Source organism: Dickeya parazeae Ech586 (assembly GCF_000025065.1).
Lineage (GTDB): Bacteria > Pseudomonadota > Gammaproteobacteria > Enterobacterales > Enterobacteriaceae > Dickeya > Dickeya zeae.
In genome coordinates, this window is sequence record NC_013592.1 from 4,717,600 (window position 1) to 4,735,793 (window position 18,194).

An 18,194-nucleotide genomic window follows, 5' to 3' on the forward strand; every position below is an offset into this window, starting at 1 on the left:
TCACGATGCAACGAGGGATAGTCTGGATTGTCGATGACGATAGCTCGATCCGTTGGGTGCTTGAACGTGCGCTTACCGGGGCGGGATTAACCTGCGCAACCTTTGATAACGGTACCCAGGCGTTAAACGCGCTGACCACGCAAACACCGGATGTCCTGCTGTCCGATATCCGCATGCCCGGTATGGACGGGCTGGCATTGCTGCAACAAATCAAACAGCGCCACCCGATGCTGCCCGTTATCATCATGACAGCGCATTCCGATTTGGACGCAGCGGTCAGCGCCTACCAACAGGGGGCTTTCGATTATCTGCCCAAACCGTTCGACATTGATGAAGCGGTAGCGCTGGTTGAACGTGCCATCAGCCATTACCTGGAGCAGCAGCAACCGGTACGCAGTCAGCCCATCAGTGGGCCAACCACCGATATTATCGGTGAAGCACCGGCTATGCAGGATGTGTTTCGAATTATCGGTCGCCTCTCACGCTCATCAATAAGCGTACTGATCAACGGTGAATCCGGCACCGGTAAAGAGCTGGTCGCCCATGCATTACACCGCCACAGCCCACGCGCTAAAGCACCTTTTATTGCGCTGAATATGGCGGCAATCCCTAAGGATTTGATCGAATCGGAACTATTCGGCCATGAAAAAGGCGCGTTTACCGGCGCCAATCAGATTAGGCAAGGGCGTTTCGAGCAAGCAGATGGCGGAACGTTGTTCCTTGATGAAATCGGCGACATGCCGCTGGATGTGCAAACCCGCTTGTTGCGCGTACTGGCTGACGGTCAGTTTTATCGTGTCGGCGGCTATGCAGCCGTGAAAGTGGATGTACGCATTATTGCCGCCACACATCAGAATCTGGAATTGCGGGTTCAGGAAGGCAAATTTCGCGAAGACTTGTTCCACCGTTTGAACGTGATTCGTGTTCATTTACCGCCGCTACGTGAACGTCGGGAAGATATTCCGCGTCTGGCGCGCTACTTCCTGCAGGCAACAGCCAAAGAACTGGGTGTGGAGCCGAAAAACCTGCACCCGGAAACTGAAGCGGCGCTCACCCGTTTACCCTGGCCGGGTAACGTGCGCCAGCTTGAAAATACCTGCCGGTGGCTGACAGTGATGGCCGCGGGACAGGAGGTGCTGATTCAGGATCTGCCGCCGGAGCTGTTTGAAACGACAGCGCCAGACGCCACCGTACATGTTATGCCTGATAGCTGGGCGACACTGCTGGCACAGTGGGCCGACCGTGCACTGCGTTCCGGTCATCAAAATCTGTTGGCCGAAGCGCAACCGGAAATGGAACGCACACTACTGACAACCGCGTTACGCCATACGCAAGGGCATAAACAGGAAGCGGCAAGACTGCTGGGCTGGGGGCGAAACACGCTGACGCGTAAGCTTAAGGAACTGGGCATGGAATAACGGCAATCTGCCGTTTTCCCGCTACCGTTCATCACAAGGAACAGCGCCCACGGATGGGTTGCGTTATGAAACCCACACATCTGCAATTTACGTCATCATGGATATATTTTGTACTTTACTTGCGCCGCGCCAGCAGTATGATCATGTCGCTGACTGGAGAGGGTAACCATGCTGGAATCCATTTTTTCTGCCGTAACGCACGGCGCTGAGATCAGTAGTGCGATGGGTCCATCATCGCAAACTGCGATTGCAGCCGTGTTGTGCGCAGCACTGATCAATTTCTTCAGCTAACACACGCTGACACAATAAGAAAAGAGCCAGTCATACGACTGGCTCTTTTCTTTTATCTCTAACCACTTCCCATCTACCATAACAAGGTCATGCCAGATTCGGTGGCCAACACATTTTCGATTCCCGCAGGAATTACCCGGTGGAATTAAATAACTCGGGAAAATTGGCGCTCACGCATTTTGTTGCGGAAATACACATCAAAACACATACAAATATTACGAATAAGCAGCCGTCCTTTCGCCGTCACCCGAATACCGTCAGCCTGAATCTCCACCAGTCCATCCTGTGCCATTGGTGCCAGCAACGCCAGGTCTTCACGGAAGTAATCGCCGAATGACAGACCATATGCCTGCTCAATCGCCGCAAACTCCAGTTGGAAATGACAAATCAGCGCTTTAATGACATCACGGCGAATACAATCATCACGAGTCAGGGACAAACCACGCCACAATGCATGCCCTCGTTGTTCAACATCAGCGTAGTACAGCTTCAATTCTTTTTGGTTCTGTGCATAACTGTCGCCAATCATACTGATGGCAGACACGCCCAACCCCAGTAAATCGGTATCGCCTTGTGTGGTATACCCCTGGAAATTACGGTGCAATTTGCCCTCGCGCTGTGCTACCGCCAGCTCATCATCTGGCCGGGCGAAATGATCCATGCCGATGAACTGATAACCTGCTGCCGTCAGGCTTTGAATGGTTTGCTGCAAAATGGCCAGTTTTTGTTCCGCATCCGGCAGATCCGCTTCTTTAATTTTTCGCTGTGCGGCAAACAAACTGGGCAAATGGGCATAATTAAATACGCTCAGACGATCCGGGCGTAACTCGGCTACCCGCTGTAAAGTAAACGCAAAACTGTCCGGCGTTTGTTTGGGCAGACCATAAATCAGGTCGATATTAGTCGAGGTAAACCCTAACGCCTTGGCCCGCTCAATCAGCGCAAAAATGAACGCTTCATCCTGTTCGCGGTTAACCAGCCGCTGCACCTCTTTATTGAAATCCTGCACGCCCATGCTAAGGCGGTTGAATCCTTCAGCGCGCAAATGATCGAGCACATCCAGTTCAATTTCCCGCGGATCCACTTCCAGCGACATCTCGGCGTGCTCAGAAAAATGGAAATGCTGGCGAAGCAGCGACATCAGCCGACTAATCTGTGCTTTATTCAGAAATGTGGGGGTGCCGCCGCCCCAATGCATTTGGGTGACCGTGCGGTTGGCAAATAACGGTGCGCGTTGATGAATCTCCAACGCCAGCCGATCGAGATATTCATCGGCTTTATGCAGCTGCCGGGTTACCAGCTTATTGCAACCACAGAAGTAGCACAGGCGGTAACAAAACGGAATATGCAGATACAGCGACAACGGGCGGTGGGGATAACGGACCACCGCCTCGGTAAACGCCGCGTCGTCATAGCTGTCGCTGAATTCCAGCGCGGTAGGGTAGGAAGTGTAGCGCGGCCCCGAATAGTTATATTTCTGGATCAGGGATAAATCCCAGTCGATAGTCTGTTCGGACATAGAGCTTACTCCTTCCTGTAACCGGTCCTCACCGTACGACGCCGGGGCAACCGATGCTGCCCAGCCAATACGGCACGCTGTAATCTGCCTTTCCGTTTCGACAGGCACCACAGTTTAACCAACAGGCCACCCAAAAAACACAGAACTAATAGGGTGATGAGCAGAAACAGCGCTTTTAACATTAATAACCGTCTTTCGGGTTACCACGACGAAGCAGTTGCAGCATGTCTTCTTCCTGCTGTTCATCTTCGTCGTCATCGTCCAGGCTAATCCCCAGTTGCTCCATCAGGATATCAATGCGATCCAATGTTTCATCCAGCCAGGACTGTTCTTTAGCCGGCAGCGTTTCACCTTTCTCGAGCCTGTCCAGCAGCTCATCAAGACGCGGATCATTTTCCAGCATCTCCAGTTCTTCCTGCGGTGACAGGCGAACCGGTTTCTCTTTCGGCATGGTTACCGGTTTTGTCGGCGCAACTGCGCTTTCCGGCAGCAGCGATACCGGCTTTTTACTGCCAATACGCGGGTCTTTGCCTTGACCAGAAGAGGCATTGTGCTGATGACCACCAGACGGCTGCGCACGGCTGCCTGCGGCATGACCACGGTGTTTTTTCTGGCGTTTGCGATCGCGAGCTTCAAGATCCAACTGCTCGCGACTTTTTCTTTTGGCCTTTGGAGCAGGAGCTTTGCGTCCCGCCCCTTGTGATGGTTGTTTCATAGCGTCAATCTCAGGTTCGGATGAGCAAATATAGGAAGAATTGCGGCGGAATCTAGCAGAAAGCATACCAATAAAAAAGTGCTCCAGGCGCTCTGTACCGGTTTTATTTTTTCAGTCTGTTACCGCGGCAACACCCTGTGCAAAACAGATAAACGCCGCCTTTCTCATCAGTTACAGGTATAATCAGCTATATAGAACCGTGATCCAGACAGAGACGCACACCGTGACCCAGCAATACAACTATCATGTGACTCATTTCGTCACCAGCGCGCCGGACATTCGTCATCTTCCTGCCGACAGCGGTATTGAAGTCGCTTTTGCCGGCCGCTCCAATGCGGGAAAATCCAGCGCACTCAACACGCTGACCAACCAAAAGAGCCTGGCCCGTATCAGTAAAACGCCAGGTCGTACCCAGCTCATCAACCTGTTTGAAGTGGCTGAGGGGATACGCCTGGTCGACTTGCCGGGTTATGGCTATGCCGAAGTACCGGAAGAAATGAAACGCAAATGGCAGCGAGCGCTTGGCGAGTACCTGCAAAAGCGTAACTGTCTGAAAGGGTTGGTGGTATTAATGGATATCCGTCACCCGCTCAAAGATCTGGACCAGCAGATGTTAGAATGGGCCGTTGATGCCGGACTGCCGGTACTGGTGTTACTGACTAAAGCGGACAAACTGGCTCAGGGAGCCCGTAAATCCCAGTTAAACATGGTGCGGGAAGCCGTGTTGCCATTAATGGGAGATATTCAGGTTGAGACGTTTTCTTCGCTGAAAAAAACCGGTGTAGATAAATTACGTCAGAAATTAGATAACTGGTTCAGCACATTACCACCCGCAGATGAGTCTTCTCTTCCCGAGTCTGAGCAGTAACGTCTCCATCAAGGACAGGTGAGCTTTCTGAGACGCCGTCCTTACCCACACAACTACCGGCAAATTTTTTTGTCGGTAGCATAAGCTTTGGTTATCCAAGACAATTTATTATCAGACAATAAAAAACGCCCCGGTCAGAAAACTGACCGGGGCGGCTAACATTCAGCCAAATCCGATTACGTGAAGTAAAAGGTCTGAAAGATAGAACATCTTACCTCTGTACCCTACGTGTTTAACTCTACCCCATTTCTTTTCTGGAAAAAAGCATTTTTTGTTGTTTAATTTCATAAAAAATGGCGATGAATTAGACAAACCCAAACCAGGTCACACAATCATGTAGCTTAATTACAGAATCCCCCATACCCTAGCCGAAAAAACCGACAAAAAAAAGAAACCGCTATTTCTGTCGGTATTCACAACCAAACACCATATAACTCACGAATGCGTCAGACCCGTTTTTTCACCGAAGACATTAATGGGCCTGATCCCAGTTACTGCCGGTACCGATATCCACCTGTAATGGCACATCCAACTGCATGCAGCCTTCCATCAGGTTACGAATCTTCGCACTGACTTCATCCAGTACTGAATGGTGCACTTCAAACACCAATTCATCGTGTACCTGCATCAGCATCGTCGCCAATGGCTTTTCCTGCTGCAACCAGTCATCAATGGCAATCATCGCTTTTTTAATGATGTCTGCGGCGGTTCCCTGCATCGGTGCGTTAATAGCAGCACGCTCCGCGGCCTTACGACTCATGGCATTACGGGAGTGAATATCCGGCAGGTAGAGGCGTCGACCATCCAGCGTGGAGACATACCCTTGATCTGCCGCCTGCTGACGTGTGCGCTCCATGTACTCCTGTACCCCTGGATAGCGCTCAAAATAGAGATTCATGTACTTCTGCGCTTCATTACGTGCAATGCCCAACTGGCGAGACAAACCAAAAGCACTCATCCCGTAGATCAGGCCAAAGTTGATGGCTTTAGCACTGCGGCGCTGTTCCGTCGTCACTTTATCAAGCGGTAAACCGAATACTTCGGCAGCTGTAGCACGGTGAATATCCAGTCCATCGGAAAACGCCTTCAGTAATCCGGCATCCCGTGACAGGTGCGCCATAATGCGTAACTCTATCTGCGAGTAGTCAGCCGCCAGAATTTGGTATCCTTGCGGGGCAATGAACGCCTGACGAATACGGCGCCCTTCTTCATTACGCACAGGAATGTTTTGCAAGTTAGGATCACTGGAGGACAGACGCCCCGTGGCCGTTACCGCCTGGTGATAGGAGGTATGCACCCGTTTAGTCAACGGGTTGATCATCTGCGGCAACTTATCCGTGTAAGTCGATTTCAGTTTGGCCAACTCACGATGTTCTAAAATCAACTTCGGCAGCGGATGATCCAGCGCCAGCTCAGCCAGCACTTCTTCATTGGTAGAAGGTGCGCCTTTCGGCGTTTTCTTGATAACCGGCAACTGCAGCTTTTCGTACAGAATGGCACCTAACTGTTTAGGCGAAGCCAAATTGAAAGCCTCCCCCGCCAGCTCATGGGCCCGAACTTCCAGCTCCGCCAGACGTTGCGTCAGTTCCTGCGAATGCTCGGCCAGAATCGTGGTATCGATCAGCACCCCGGTGCGTTCCATACGTGACAACACTGGCACCAGTGGCATATCGATATTCTTGAATACCTGGCACAGCTCCTGTTGCGGCTCCAGCTTCGCCCATAACGTTTCATGCAAACGCAACGTCACGTCGGCATCTTCCGCGGCATAAACCGCCGCCTGCTCAAGTGGGATCTGATTGAAGGTTAACTGGTTCTTGCCCTTACCAGCGATCTCTTCAAAGGTAATGGTCTTATGCTGCAGATAGCGCTCTGACAGGCTATCCATATCATGGCGACCCGCCACACTATCAAGCACGTAGGACTCCAGCATGGTATCAAACACAATGCCGCGCAGATCGATGCCGTAACGGGCCATCACGCCTTTATCGAATTTCAGGTTTTGCCCGATCTTACCGATGGCTTCATTTTCCAGCAGTGGCTTTAATTGCGCTAACACGGTATCTCTATCCAACTGTGTCGGCGCATCAAGATAATCATGGCCTAATGGCAGGTAAGCGGCCTCACCGGGTTTGATAGCCAGAGAGATACCTACCAGATTAGCCGTTAGCGTATCAAGGCCATCGGTTTCGGTATCAAACGAAAACAGACCAGCAGCGTTAATTCTGGCAATCCAGTCCTGCAAGGATGACTCATCCAGAATGGTGACATAACCATCCTGAGACAATACGCTGGACGCCTCTTTAGGTGCATCTTCTTCAGATTCTGGTTTCACAAACGGTACCGCAGCCGGACCCTTTTTACCGCCCTGCAACCATTTGCCATCTTCCACATCTGCCAGCCAGCGTTTGAATTCATAACGGGCGAATAACTCACGCAATTCCGTTACATCCAGCTCATTCACCGTCAGTTGTTCGCAACCGAGCTCCAGCTCAACATCGGTTTTAATCGTCGCCAGTTGGTAAGAAAGGTAAGCCACGTCTTTATGCTGCTCGAGTTTCGCCGCCATGGTTTTAGCACCACGGAAGGTCAGCGTCGCAATCTTATCCAGATTGTCATAGAGCGCATCCAGCCCCCCCACGCCCTGCAGTAGCGCCTGCGCGGTTTTTTCACCCACACCAGGCACGCCGGGAATGTTGTCGGAGGAATCCCCCATCAGCGCCAGAAAATCGATAATCAGAGAGGGAGGAATACCATATTTGGCACACACCTCATCCGGCCCCAGAATAGTGTTATTCATGGTGTTGATCAGGGTTATCTGCGGCGTCACCAGTTGGGCCATATCTTTATCGCCAGTGCTGATCAACACGGGCTTACCGGCGCGTTCCGCCTGTTGTGCCAGTGTTCCAATCACATCGTCAGCCTCAACGCCGGAAACAGACAGCAGCGGCAACCCCATCGCTTTCACCATACGGTGCAATGGCTCAATCTGCGCGCGGAGATCATCCGGCATCGGCGGACGATGAGATTTGTAGTGTTCAAACAAATCATCACGAAATGTCTTCCCCTTCGCATCAAACACCACCGCCACATGGCTGGGATGATACTGCTGCAACAAACTACGCAGCATATTGAGCACGCCGTACATCGCTCCAGTTGGCTCGCCAGCACCGTTGGTCAAGGGAGGAAAGGCGTGGTAAGCACGGTAAAGGTACGATGAACCGTCAACCAGAATGAGGGGGTTTTCTGCTATTTGAACCATGATATTTCGTGATCGTTGTTTTCTGCCATGGGGGTAAGGATGCCATAGCTGGCAGTCAGAGACGAATATTAACGATCGTTCATTACGCTTTTTGCACAACGTCTCGCAAAAATTCTGTGGATAACTTTGTGCATAGAAATTGAAAGATAATTAACAGTGATATAGACAGAGTTGTTCGGTATATGTATTCCATTATAAATCAATACTTTAATAAAAAAGCATTGACATTATAGTTATATCAAAACGTTGTTATTAATGTGGATAGATATGAAATCACCACGTCCGGCAGTAAGCAGAAATGTCCAGACGTTAGCGGCAGAAGGAAATAAAAACGCCATATGTACTAAGGCATATGGCGTATAGACAAAGCAGAAAACTATTTCTGAGAGAGCAGAAATTTCACTACATCAGCATACTGTTTGACATAGCCGTCCATAGAACTGGTATCAAGCCCGTCGCTTTTCACCATGTACTTACCGTTAACAAACACCGCTGGTACACCACGCAGTTGCAAATCGGCAGCCGCTTTTTCCTGTTGCGCGACCAGTGATTTCACCACGAAGCTATTCAACGCACTGTCATAGTCTTCAGCTTTTACACCCGCTGCCACAAAGACCTGACGAATATCTTCTGTCGTTTTCACCGTCTGAGTTTTCTGGACGGCATCAAACATCAACGGGCTGACTTTATCTTCCACGCCCAGAGCAATCGCAACCGCCCAGGCCTGGGTCAACTCTTTACCCAATGGGCCCAGGAAATCGACATGATATTTGGTCAACTTAGCATCAGCAGGTAAGGCTTTCTGGATAGCATCAGGAATGTGGTAAACCTGAGCAAACTGGTAGCAGTGTGGGCAGTAGAACGAGAAGAATTCCAGCACCTGAGGGGATTGGGGAACCGGTTTATCCAGGGTAGTGAACTGTTTACCATCGGAAAAATCAGCAGCTGACGCACTGAACGCCAACACCACACCAACCAGCGCAAGCCATATTTTCTTCATATCAAGGTTATCTCCATAATTGTCAGTACATCGGTGCCAGCTGCAACGGTGGTTCCTGCAACAGCCTGACCTGTTCAGTAAAAATAGCGGTCTGCTTTGCCCAAAAATCAGCGTCTTGCATCCACGGAAAACTACGGGGAAAAGCCGGGTCATGCCAGCGGCGGGTCACCCAGGCCAGATAATGGACCATACGCATGGCGCGTAGCGGCTCAATCAGCGCCAGTTCTGACTCATCAAAAGAAGCAAACTCGCTGTAGGCATCCAGCAAAATATCCAATTGAATACGCTGCTCCTGACGCTCGCCATGCAGCAACATCCACAGATCCTGAACAGCAGGGCCATTACGCGCATCATCCAGATCGACAAACAATGGGCCATCGCGCCAAAGAATATTCCCGGGATGACAGTCACCATGCAGGCGTCTGGCTTGCCAGTGGGTATGCCAGTGTAATTTCACTTCCTCGATAAGCCGGGTTGTCGCGGCCAGAAAGGGCGCTTTCTGCACACCAGCAATCAGAGAACTATCCGTTAATGTGAGCAATGGGTCATCAAGGTATTCCTGTAACCCAATAGTAGGACGCGTTGAAAACAGATTTCGACTACCAGTCTGATGGATTCGGCCCAGATAGCGCCCGACTTCCTCCAACTGGTTATCATTGTCCATTTCATACTGGCGCCCGCCAACGCTTGGGAATACCGCAAACCAGAAACCATCATGCGCATGCAACGTATTGCCCTGTAAGGCCAGCGGGGCGACCACCGGCACTTCGTCATCAGACAACTCGACCGCAAAGCGATGCTCTTCATTAATCTGACCAGCATCCCAACGTTGCGGCCGATAAAACTTCACCACATAACGCTTGCGATCTTCATCGCTAAACTGGTAAACCCGATTTTCATAGCTGTTAAGTGCTGTCAGGCCGGAGTCAACGCGGATCCCCACAGACCACAGCGCGTCCATGATGACATCCGGCGACAGTGTATGAAAATTGAATACGGCGTCATGCATGGTAAGCGCTGCTCCATAGCATCAGGTCCTGGCCGTCAATCCTTGATAACGCCGCGGGCACGCAGTAATGCGGTTTTGAAATCTTCTTCATAATCCTTCTGCAAGCCAGGGATAGGCTGTGTGCTATCTGCGTCACGTAACTTTAGATGATAAATAAGGATATCATCAGTCAAATCACTAAGCGCCCCCTCAAACCCGGCTTCCTGTGCAAGTTTTTGTAAAAATTGCACCAAATTCAAATCAGGCTCTTTTTGCCAGGCTGGATGCAGCAACTCAATCAATTCATTTACACGATGGCACTTCATTATCATGACCTCAAACATTGATGATTGTTTATCTAGTATGGGGAAAGGACTTGGCCTTACGCCATAGTTTTCCGACAATAACGCATTAAATCATTATGGATACCAATACGATGATAACAGGTGTGATTCTGGCTGGGGGTCAGTCATCCCGTATGGGCGGAAATGACAAAGGATTAATCGAACTGGAAGGCAAGCCACTCTATCAACATGTTCTTGATCGCCTGAAACCACAGGTTGATACCCTGCTCATTAACGCTAATCGGCATCAGGCTCGTTATCAGCAAAGTGGTTATCCGGTGATCGGCGATATTAATCGTGATTTTTCCGGCCCTTTGGCTGGCATCTTTACCGGGTTGAGTATCGCCGAAACAGAATGGGTGATATTCGTCCCCTGTGATGTACCGGCATTACCCTACGATTTAGTCTCACGTTTACGGCAATCCTGTGGCAATCAATCCAGTGACAATCATTGTGCCTCCTATGCCACAGATGGAGAACGCGAGCACCCGACACTTTTGTTGATCCACACATCCCTGACCGAAAAGCTGGAACGTTATCTGAATAACGGCGACCGAAAACTAATGCTATTCCTGGAACAGGTAGCGGCAAAAGCCGTTTCTTTTGCCGATCAGCCTTTATCATTCCGTAATCTCAATACGCCGGAGGATCTCGCCCACTGGCAGGAGAAAGCACATGACTGATACCCCGCTTTTAGCTATTGCCGCTCACAGTGGTACGGGTAAAACCACATTACTAAAACAGCTTATCCCCCTGCTTAACGCGATGGGGATCCGTGTAGGTATCATCAAGCACACTCATCACGACATGGATATCGATAAACCAGGTAAAGACAGCTATGAGCTGCGCAAAGCCGGTGCCGATCAAACACTGGTTGCCAGTAATACTCGCTGGGCATTAATGACAGAGACACCCGAACAACAAGAACCCGACTTGTTTTTTCTGGCCAGCAGAATGGATAGTTCAAAGTTGGATTTAATTCTGGTGGAAGGCTTCAAGCATGAGTCTGTCGATAAAATCCTGCTTTACCGCCATAAGTCTGGAAATAATGAGGTGATAGAGATTGATGACTGCACACTGGCAATAGCCAGCGATGTACCGTTAACGCTTCTCAGGCCTTGTCTGGATCTGAACCAGCCACCACAGGTAGCAATATTTATCCGGGATTGGCTGCGCCAAAAGAAAGGTATCGGAACAATTGAGGCGGAGTAGCAGAGATGATTACCCGGAAGATTAACGCGGCCGCCCGGGTTGCGGACATAAAAAAACCCCCGGCGCTAACCGGGGGTTCTCTGTTTGATGCCTGGCAGTTCCCTACTCTCGCATGGGGAGACCCCACACTACCATCGGCGCTACGGCGTTTCACTTCTGAGTTCGGCATGGGGTCAGGTGGGACCACCGCGCTCTCGCCGCCAGGCAAATTCTTTCGACGTCTATTCAACGTCCTGATTCTTCATGCCGCCGTGTATCGCTACACCACGCCATCCAATCCTCGAACAAGCCAAATTCTACTTTTAGTCTCTCACCAAAACACCTTCGGTGTTGTAAGGTTAAGCCTCTCGGGTCATTAGTACTGGTTAGCTCAACGTATCGCTACGCTTACACACCCAGCCTATCAACGTCTTCGTCTTAAACGTCCCTTCAGGGGCCTCAAGGGCCCAGGGAAGACTCATCTCGGGGCAAGTTTCCCGCTTAGATGCTTTCAGCGGTTATCTCTTCCGCACGTAGCTACCGGGCAGTGCCATTGGCATGACAACCCGAACACCAGCGGTGCGTTCACTCCGGTCCTCTCGTACTAGGAGCAACCCCCCTCAATCTTCCAACGCCCACGGCAGATAGGGACCGAACTGTCTCACGACGTTCTAAACCCAGCTCGCGTACCACTTTAAATGGCGAACAGCCATACCCTTGGGACCTACTTCAGCCCCAGGATGTGATGAGCCGACATCGAGGTGCCAAACACCGCCGTCGATATGAACTCTTGGGCGGTATCAGCCTGTTATCCCCGGAGTACCTTTTATCCGTTGAGCGATGGCCCTTCCATTCAGAACCACCGGATCACTAAGACCTGCTTTCGCACCTGCTCGAGCCGTCACTCTCGCAGTCAAGCTAGCTTATGCCTTTGCACTAACCTCCTGATGTCCGACCAGGATTAGCTAACCTTCGTGCTCCTCCGTTACTCTTTGGGAGGAGACCGCCCCAGTCAAACTACCCACCAGACACTGTCCCCAGCCCGGATTACGGGCCCAGGTTAGAACATCAAACATTAAAGGGTGGTATTTCAAGGTTGGCTCCATGCAGACTGGCGTCCACACTTCAAAGCCTCCCACCTATCCTACACATCAAGGCTCAAGGTTCAGTGTCAAGCTATAGTAAAGGTTCACGGGGTCTTTCCGTCTTGCCGCGGGTACACTGCATCTTCACAGCGAGTTCAATTTCACTGAGTCTCGGGTGGAGACAGCCTGGCCATCATTACGCCATTCGTGCAGGTCGGAACTTACCCGACAAGGAATTTCGCTACCTTAGGACCGTTATAGTTACGGCCGCCGTTTACCGGGGCTTCGATCAAGAGCTTCTCCTTACGGATAACCCCATCAATTAACCTTCCGGCACCGGGCAGGCGTCACACCGTATACGTCCACTTTCGTGTTTGCACAGTGCTGTGTTTTTATTAAACAGTTGCAGCCAGCTGGTATCTGCGACTCTCGTCAGCTCCATCCGCAAGGGACTTCACCCACAAGAGCGTGCCTTCTCCCGAAGTTACGGCACCATTTTGCCTAGTTCCTTCACCCGAGTTCTCTCAAGCGCCTGAGTATTCTCTACCTGACCACCTGTGTCGGTTTGGGGTACGATTTAATGTTACCTGATGCTTAGAGGCTTTTCCTGGAAGCAGGGCATCTGTCACTTCAGCACCGTAGTGCCTCGTCATCACGCCTCAGTGTTAACAGCAGACCGGATTTGCCTGGTCCACCCACCTTCACGCTTAAACCGGGACAACCGTCGCCCGGATGACATAGCCTTCTCCGTCCCCCCTTCGCAGTAACACCAAGTACAGGAATATTAACCTGTTTCCCATCGACTACGCTTTTCAGCCTCGCCTTAGGGGTCGACTCACCCTGCCCCGATTAACGTTGGACAGGAACCCTTGGTCTTCCGGCGTGCGGGTTTTTCACCCGCATTATCGTTACTTATGTCAGCATTCGCACTTCTGATACCTCCAGCAGCCCTCACAGGCCACCTTCACAGGCTTACAGAACGCTCCCCTACCCAACAACACATTGTGTCGCTGCCGCAGCTTCGGTGCATGGTTTTAGCCCCGTTACATCTTCCGCGCAGGCCGACTCGACCAGTGAGCTATTACGCTTTCTTTAAATGATGGCTGCTTCTAAGCCAACATCCTGGCTGTCTGGGCCTTCCCACATCGTTTCCCACTTAACCATGACTTTGGGACCTTAGCTGGCGGTCTGGGTTGTTTCCCTCTTCACGACGGACGTTAGCACCCGCCGTGTGTCTCCCGTGATAACATTCTTCGGTATTCGCAGTTTGCATCGGGTTGGTAAGCCGGGATGGCCCCCTAGCCGAAACAGTGCTCTACCCCCGAAGATGAGTTCACGAGGCGCTACCTAAATAGCTTTCGGGGAGAACCAGCTATCTCCCGGTTTGATTGGCCTTTCACCCCCAGCCACAAGTCATCCGCTAATTTTTCAACATTAGTCGGTTCGGTCCTCCAGTTAGTGTTACCCAACCTTCAACCTGCCCATGGCTAGATCACCGGGTTTCGGGTCTATACCCTGCAACTAGACGCCCAGTTAAGACTCGGTTTCCCTGCGGCTCCCCTATTCGGTTAACCTTGCTACAGAATATAAGTCGCTGACCCATTATACAAAAGGTACGCAGTCACACCTAAAAGGTGCTCCCACTGCTTGTACGTACACGGTTTCAGGTTCTATTTCACTCCCCTCGCCGGGGTTCTTTTCGCCTTTCCCTCACGGTACTGGTTCACTATCGGTCAGTCAGGAGTATTTAGCCTTGGAGGATGGTCCCCCCATGTTCAGACAGGATACCACGTGTCCCGCCCTACTCGTCGAACTCACGACCTGTGCATCTTCGTGTACGGGACTGTCACCCTGTACCGTGCGCCTTTCCAGACGCTTCCACTGACACACAAGCCGATTCAGGTTCTGGGCTCCTCCCCGTTCGCTCGCCGCTACTGGGGGAATCTCGGTTGATTTCTTTTCCTCGGGGTACTGAGATGTTTCAGTTCCCCCGGTTCGCCTCACACACCTATGGATTCAGTGTGTGATAGTGTGACGAATCACACTGGGTTTCCCCATTCGGGTATCGTCGGGTATAACGGTTCATATCACCTTGCCGACGCTTTTCGCAGATTAGCACGCCCTTCATCGCCTCTGACTGCCTAGGCATCCACCGTGTACGCTTAGTCGCTTAACCTCACAACCCGAAAGTGTCTCGGGATATGAGTATTTTGAGAGACTCCAACAACACATGAATTCTCACTCACATGCTGTCGTTTCAAATTATTCAGCTTGTTCCGGATTGTTAAAGAGCAGATAACATAAACCTGACTATCTCTAATCAGTTTTAGGTTAGCGTTGACCGTGCCTTTCACACACTGTCAGTCATTGGCGTCCCCTAGGGGATTCGAACCCCTGTTACCGCCGTGAAAGGGCGGTGTCCTGGGCCTCTAGACGAAGGGGACATCACTTGTCAGCTTCGCAAGACGCTTTTGACTCTTTCTTATCATCAGACAATCTGTGTGGACACCACGCAGGCACTTCTACTCGGTAAGGAGGTGATCCAACCGCAGGTTCCCCTACGGTTACCTTGTTACGACTTCACCCCAGTCATGAATCACAAAGTGGTAAGCGCCCTCCCGAAGGTTAAGCTACCTACTTCTTTTGCAACCCACTCCCATGGTGTGACGGGCGGTGTGTACAAGGCCCGGGAACGTATTCACCGTAGCATTCTGATCTACGATTACTAGCGATTCCGACTTCATGGAGTCGAGTTGCAGACTCCAATCCGGACTACGACGTACTTTATGAGGTCCGCTTGCTCTCGCGAGGTCGCTTCTCTTTGTATACGCCATTGTAGCACGTGTGTAGCCCTACTCGTAAGGGCCATGATGACTTGACGTCATCCCCACCTTCCTCCGGTTTATCACCGGCAGTCTCCCTTGAGTTCCCACCATTACGTGCTGGCAACAAAGGATAAGGGTTGCGCTCGTTGCGGGACTTAACCCAACATTTCACAACACGAGCTGACGACAGCCATGCAGCACCTGTCTCAGAGCTCCCGAAGGCACACCCGCATCTCTGCAGGCTTCTCTGGATGTCAAGAGTAGGTAAGGTTCTTCGCGTTGCATCGAATTAAACCACATGCTCCACCGCTTGTGCGGGCCCCCGTCAATTCATTTGAGTTTTAACCTTGCGGCCGTACTCCCCAGGCGGTCGATTTAACGCGTTAGCTCCGGAAGCCACGGTTCAAGACCACAACCTCCAAATCGACATCGTTTACAGCGTGGACTACCAGGGTATCTAATCCTGTTTGCTCCCCACGCTTTCGCACCTGAGCGTCAGTCTTCGTCCAGGGGGCCGCCTTCGCCACCGGTATTCCTCCAGATCTCTACGCATTTCACCGCTACACCTGGAATTCTACCCCCCTCTACGAGACTCTAGCCTGTCAGTTTTGAATGCAGTTCCCAGGTTAAGCCCGGGGATTTCACATCCAACTTAACAGACCGCCTGCGTGCGCTTTACGCCCAGTCATTCCGATTAACGCTTGCACCCTCCGTATTACCGCGGCTGCTGGCACGGAGTTAGCCGGTGCTTCTTCTGCGGGTAACGTCAATGAACAGGGTTATTAACCCTGCTCCCTTCCTCCCCGCTGAAAGTGCTTTACAACCCGAAGGCCTTCTTCACACACGCGGCATGGCTGCATCAGGCTTGCGCCCATTGTGCAATATTCCCCACTGCTGCCTCCCGTAGGAGTCTGGACCGTGTCTCAGTTCCAGTGTGGCTGGTCATCCTCTCAGACCAGCTAGGGATCGTCGCCTAGGTGAGCCTTTACCTCACCTACTAGCTAATCCCATCTGGGCACATCCGATGGCAAGAGGCCCGAAGGTCCCCCTCTTTGGTCTTGCGACGTTATGCGGTATTAGCTACCGTTTCCAGTAGTTATCCCCCTCCATCAGGCAGTTTCCCAGACATTACTCACCCGTCCGCCGCTCGTCACCCAGGGAGCAAGCTCCCTTGTGCTACCGCCCGACTTGCATGTGTTAGGCCTGCCGCCAGCGTTCAATCTGAGCCATGATCAAACTCTTCAATTTAAAGTTTGATGTGTTTTCCGAAGAAAACGGTGCTCAAAGAATTTACTGTTTATTCGTAATGAATTAACTGTTGTCACTCTTCAAGACTTTCACTAATTTTTTAGTGAAGCGTCCTGCGAGTGCCCACACAGATTGTCTGATTGATTGTTAAAGAGCAGTGCGACCGGCCTGAGCCTGCTATCGCGAGGTGGCGTATACTACGCTTTCCTCATGAAGTGTCAACGATTATTTTCGTTTCCGCTTCCTGACACCGCGCTGCGTTGCCGCTGTTGCCGTGTCAGTGGAGGCGCATTATAGGGAGTTATTCCGGCCTGACAAGCGATAAATACAAAATAATTATCAATTGGATGGTTTTCAGGCAAACCGAGTGGGAATTGGCCAATATGCCGCTTTTTTGCGGCATAAATGCTGGAAAGAAGGAGTAAAGGTCAGTTACGCGTGGATTTTGCCGACAGAACTACGAACGATTAACTCGGGTGTCAGTACCAGAACATTATGTTCTGCATCCGGGTGCTCTAACCGGTGGAGCAGCGTATCAATGGCCAGTTCACCAAGCTCGCCTTTAGGCTGATGTATCGTCGTCAAAGGCGGCGACAGATAACGAGCCAGTTCAATGTCGTCGTAGCCCACCACGGCCATATCGTCAGGAATGGATAGCCCCGCCTCATATAAAGCGCGATAAACGCCTACCGCCATCGCATCATTACTGGTAAAGACAGCATCCGGGCGCTCCGGTAGCGCCAGTAACTGCTGCATGGCGCGAAAACCAGCTTCAAACTCGAAGTCTCCGATCACCTCGAAACCTGCAGGAATCGACAACCCCGACTGATGCATAGCTTTGCGGTAACCTTCCAAACGATTGTGTGCGGTGGTTTTATCTTGCGGACCTGCAATACAGGCGATTTTGCGATAACCCTGAGAAATCAGGTAGTGAGTCGCCATTTCGCCGCCTTGCAGTGAATTATCTTTGATGATGTCGCTGCTGCCTTCAAACGGTGACCAGTCCATCATCACCACAGGAATGGAAGGATAGCGGCGAATAATATCCGGTGAAGGCAGATGACTCTCCGTACACATCAGTAACAGCCCATCCACCCGCTTTTGCAGCAACGTCTCCAGACTGCGGCTCAGACGGTGGTGATCGCCTTCGGTGTTGCAAAGAATAAGGCTGTAGCCACGTTCGTAACAACAACGTTCCACACCACGCACCACTTCAGCATAAAACGGGTTACTACTTGCCGTCAGCAACATACCAATGGTACGGGTTTGGTTGATCTTGAGACTACGCGCCAGCGCGGACGGCGCGTAGTTCAGTTGCTCCACCGCTTTCATTACCCGGTCGCGAATGGCATCGCTGACATAGCGGTTATCGTTGATGACATGAGAAACCGTTGATGTGGATACCCCAGCCAGACGGGCCACGTCTTTCATTGTCGCCAA

Annotated in this window: 13 protein-coding genes, 1 tRNA gene and 3 rRNA genes; 5 read left to right on the forward strand and 12 right to left on the reverse strand. The window is 51.3% G+C overall.

The annotated features are described in order from the left end of the window. The first annotated feature begins 5 nt into the window (after positions 1 to 5). Positions 6 to 1,418 carry a nitrogen regulation protein NR(I) gene (glnG, locus tag DD586_RS20580; protein ID WP_012886721.1) on the forward strand — a complete coding sequence of 471 codons (1,413 nt, stop codon included), beginning with the start codon at positions 6 to 8 and terminating at the stop codon, positions 1,416 to 1,418. Positions 1,419 to 1,586: 168 nt separating this feature from the next. Then, on the forward strand, positions 1,587 to 1,709 hold the full coding sequence (locus tag DD586_RS22100; RefSeq protein ID WP_012886722.1) for a YshB family small membrane protein: 123 nt from the start codon (positions 1,587 to 1,589) through the stop codon (positions 1,707 to 1,709). A gap of 145 nt (positions 1,710 to 1,854) precedes the next feature. Here the strand turns inward: DD586_RS22100 and hemN are convergent, their stop codons facing one another. Together hemN and yihI are read right to left on the reverse strand one after the other, a co-directional pair. Continuing rightward, a complete protein-coding gene (gene hemN / locus DD586_RS20585; RefSeq protein ID WP_012886723.1) occupies positions 1,855 to 3,228 on the reverse strand; it encodes an oxygen-independent coproporphyrinogen III oxidase in 1,374 nt (457 codons plus the stop codon). A gap of 181 nt (positions 3,229 to 3,409) precedes the next feature. Then, complete coding sequence (gene yihI, locus DD586_RS20590) at positions 3,410 to 3,943, reverse strand: Der GTPase-activating protein YihI (RefSeq protein ID WP_012886725.1); 534 nt, start codon at positions 3,941 to 3,943, stop codon at positions 3,410 to 3,412. Positions 3,944 to 4,166: 223 nt separating this feature from the next. Between yihI and yihA the strand changes: the two genes are divergently transcribed. Then, complete coding sequence (gene yihA / locus DD586_RS20595; RefSeq protein ID WP_012886726.1) at positions 4,167 to 4,811, forward strand: ribosome biogenesis GTP-binding protein YihA/YsxC; 645 nt, start codon at positions 4,167 to 4,169, stop codon at positions 4,809 to 4,811. Between the two features lie 162 nt (positions 4,812 to 4,973). Here the strand turns inward: yihA and DD586_RS22550 are convergent, their stop codons facing one another. The 5 genes from DD586_RS22550 to DD586_RS20615 all read right to left on the reverse strand — a co-directional run bounded on the left by DD586_RS22550 (position 4,974) and on the right by DD586_RS20615 (position 10,387). Beyond that, on the reverse strand, positions 4,974 to 5,021 hold the full coding sequence (locus DD586_RS22550) for a spot 42 RNA, inhibition of DNA synthesis (protein WP_071892919.1): 48 nt from the start codon (positions 5,019 to 5,021) through the stop codon (positions 4,974 to 4,976). 262 nt (positions 5,022 to 5,283) lie between these two features. Then, the gene (polA, locus tag DD586_RS20600; RefSeq protein ID WP_012886727.1) at positions 5,284 to 8,073 is read right to left on the reverse strand and encodes a DNA polymerase I; all 2,790 of its coding nucleotides are present in this window, start codon (positions 8,071 to 8,073) and stop codon (positions 5,284 to 5,286) included. A 376-nt stretch (positions 8,074 to 8,449) separates the two neighbouring features. Then, on the reverse strand, positions 8,450 to 9,073 hold the full coding sequence (gene dsbA / locus DD586_RS20605) for a thiol:disulfide interchange protein DsbA (protein WP_012886728.1): 624 nt from the start codon (positions 9,071 to 9,073) through the stop codon (positions 8,450 to 8,452). 22 nt (positions 9,074 to 9,095) lie between these two features. Further along, on the reverse strand, positions 9,096 to 10,082 hold the full coding sequence (locus tag DD586_RS20610; RefSeq protein ID WP_012886729.1) for a serine/threonine protein kinase: 987 nt from the start codon (positions 10,080 to 10,082) through the stop codon (positions 9,096 to 9,098). A gap of 35 nt (positions 10,083 to 10,117) precedes the next feature. Further along, positions 10,118 to 10,387, reverse strand: coding sequence for a YihD family protein (locus DD586_RS20615; protein ID WP_012886730.1), 270 nt, complete (start codon positions 10,385 to 10,387; stop codon positions 10,118 to 10,120). 110 nt (positions 10,388 to 10,497) lie between these two features. Here DD586_RS20615 and mobA point away from each other — a divergent pair, with 110 nt between their 5' ends. Beyond that, complete coding sequence (gene mobA, locus DD586_RS20620) at positions 10,498 to 11,088, forward strand: molybdenum cofactor guanylyltransferase MobA (RefSeq protein ID WP_012886731.1); 591 nt, start codon at positions 10,498 to 10,500, stop codon at positions 11,086 to 11,088. After that, positions 11,081 to 11,617, forward strand: a complete 537-nt coding sequence (gene mobB, locus DD586_RS20625; protein ID WP_012886732.1) for a molybdopterin-guanine dinucleotide biosynthesis protein MobB — start codon at positions 11,081 to 11,083, stop codon at positions 11,615 to 11,617. The genes mobA and mobB overlap by 8 nt, the downstream gene beginning before the upstream one ends. Positions 11,618 to 11,706: 89 nt before the next feature. On the opposite strand, the gene rrf is transcribed toward mobB, so the two are convergent. From rrf to rbsR, 5 genes are all read right to left on the reverse strand, one after another. Continuing rightward, positions 11,707 to 11,822: ribosomal RNA gene (gene rrf / locus DD586_RS20630) — 5S ribosomal RNA — on the reverse strand. A 129-nt stretch (positions 11,823 to 11,951) separates the two neighbouring features. After that, positions 11,952 to 14,857, reverse strand: a 23S ribosomal RNA gene (locus tag DD586_RS20635). Between the two features lie 192 nt (positions 14,858 to 15,049). Further along, positions 15,050 to 15,125, reverse strand: a tRNA-Glu gene (locus tag DD586_RS20640). An 86-nt stretch (positions 15,126 to 15,211) separates the two neighbouring features. Beyond that, positions 15,212 to 16,754, reverse strand: a 16S ribosomal RNA gene (locus DD586_RS20645). Together the 16S, 23S and 5S rRNA genes with 1 tRNA gene alongside form the textbook arrangement of a ribosomal RNA operon. A 432-nt stretch (positions 16,755 to 17,186) precedes the next feature. Next, on the reverse strand, positions 17,187 to 18,194 hold the full coding sequence (gene rbsR, locus DD586_RS20650) for a ribose operon transcriptional repressor RbsR (protein WP_208855554.1): 1,008 nt from the start codon (positions 18,192 to 18,194) through the stop codon (positions 17,187 to 17,189).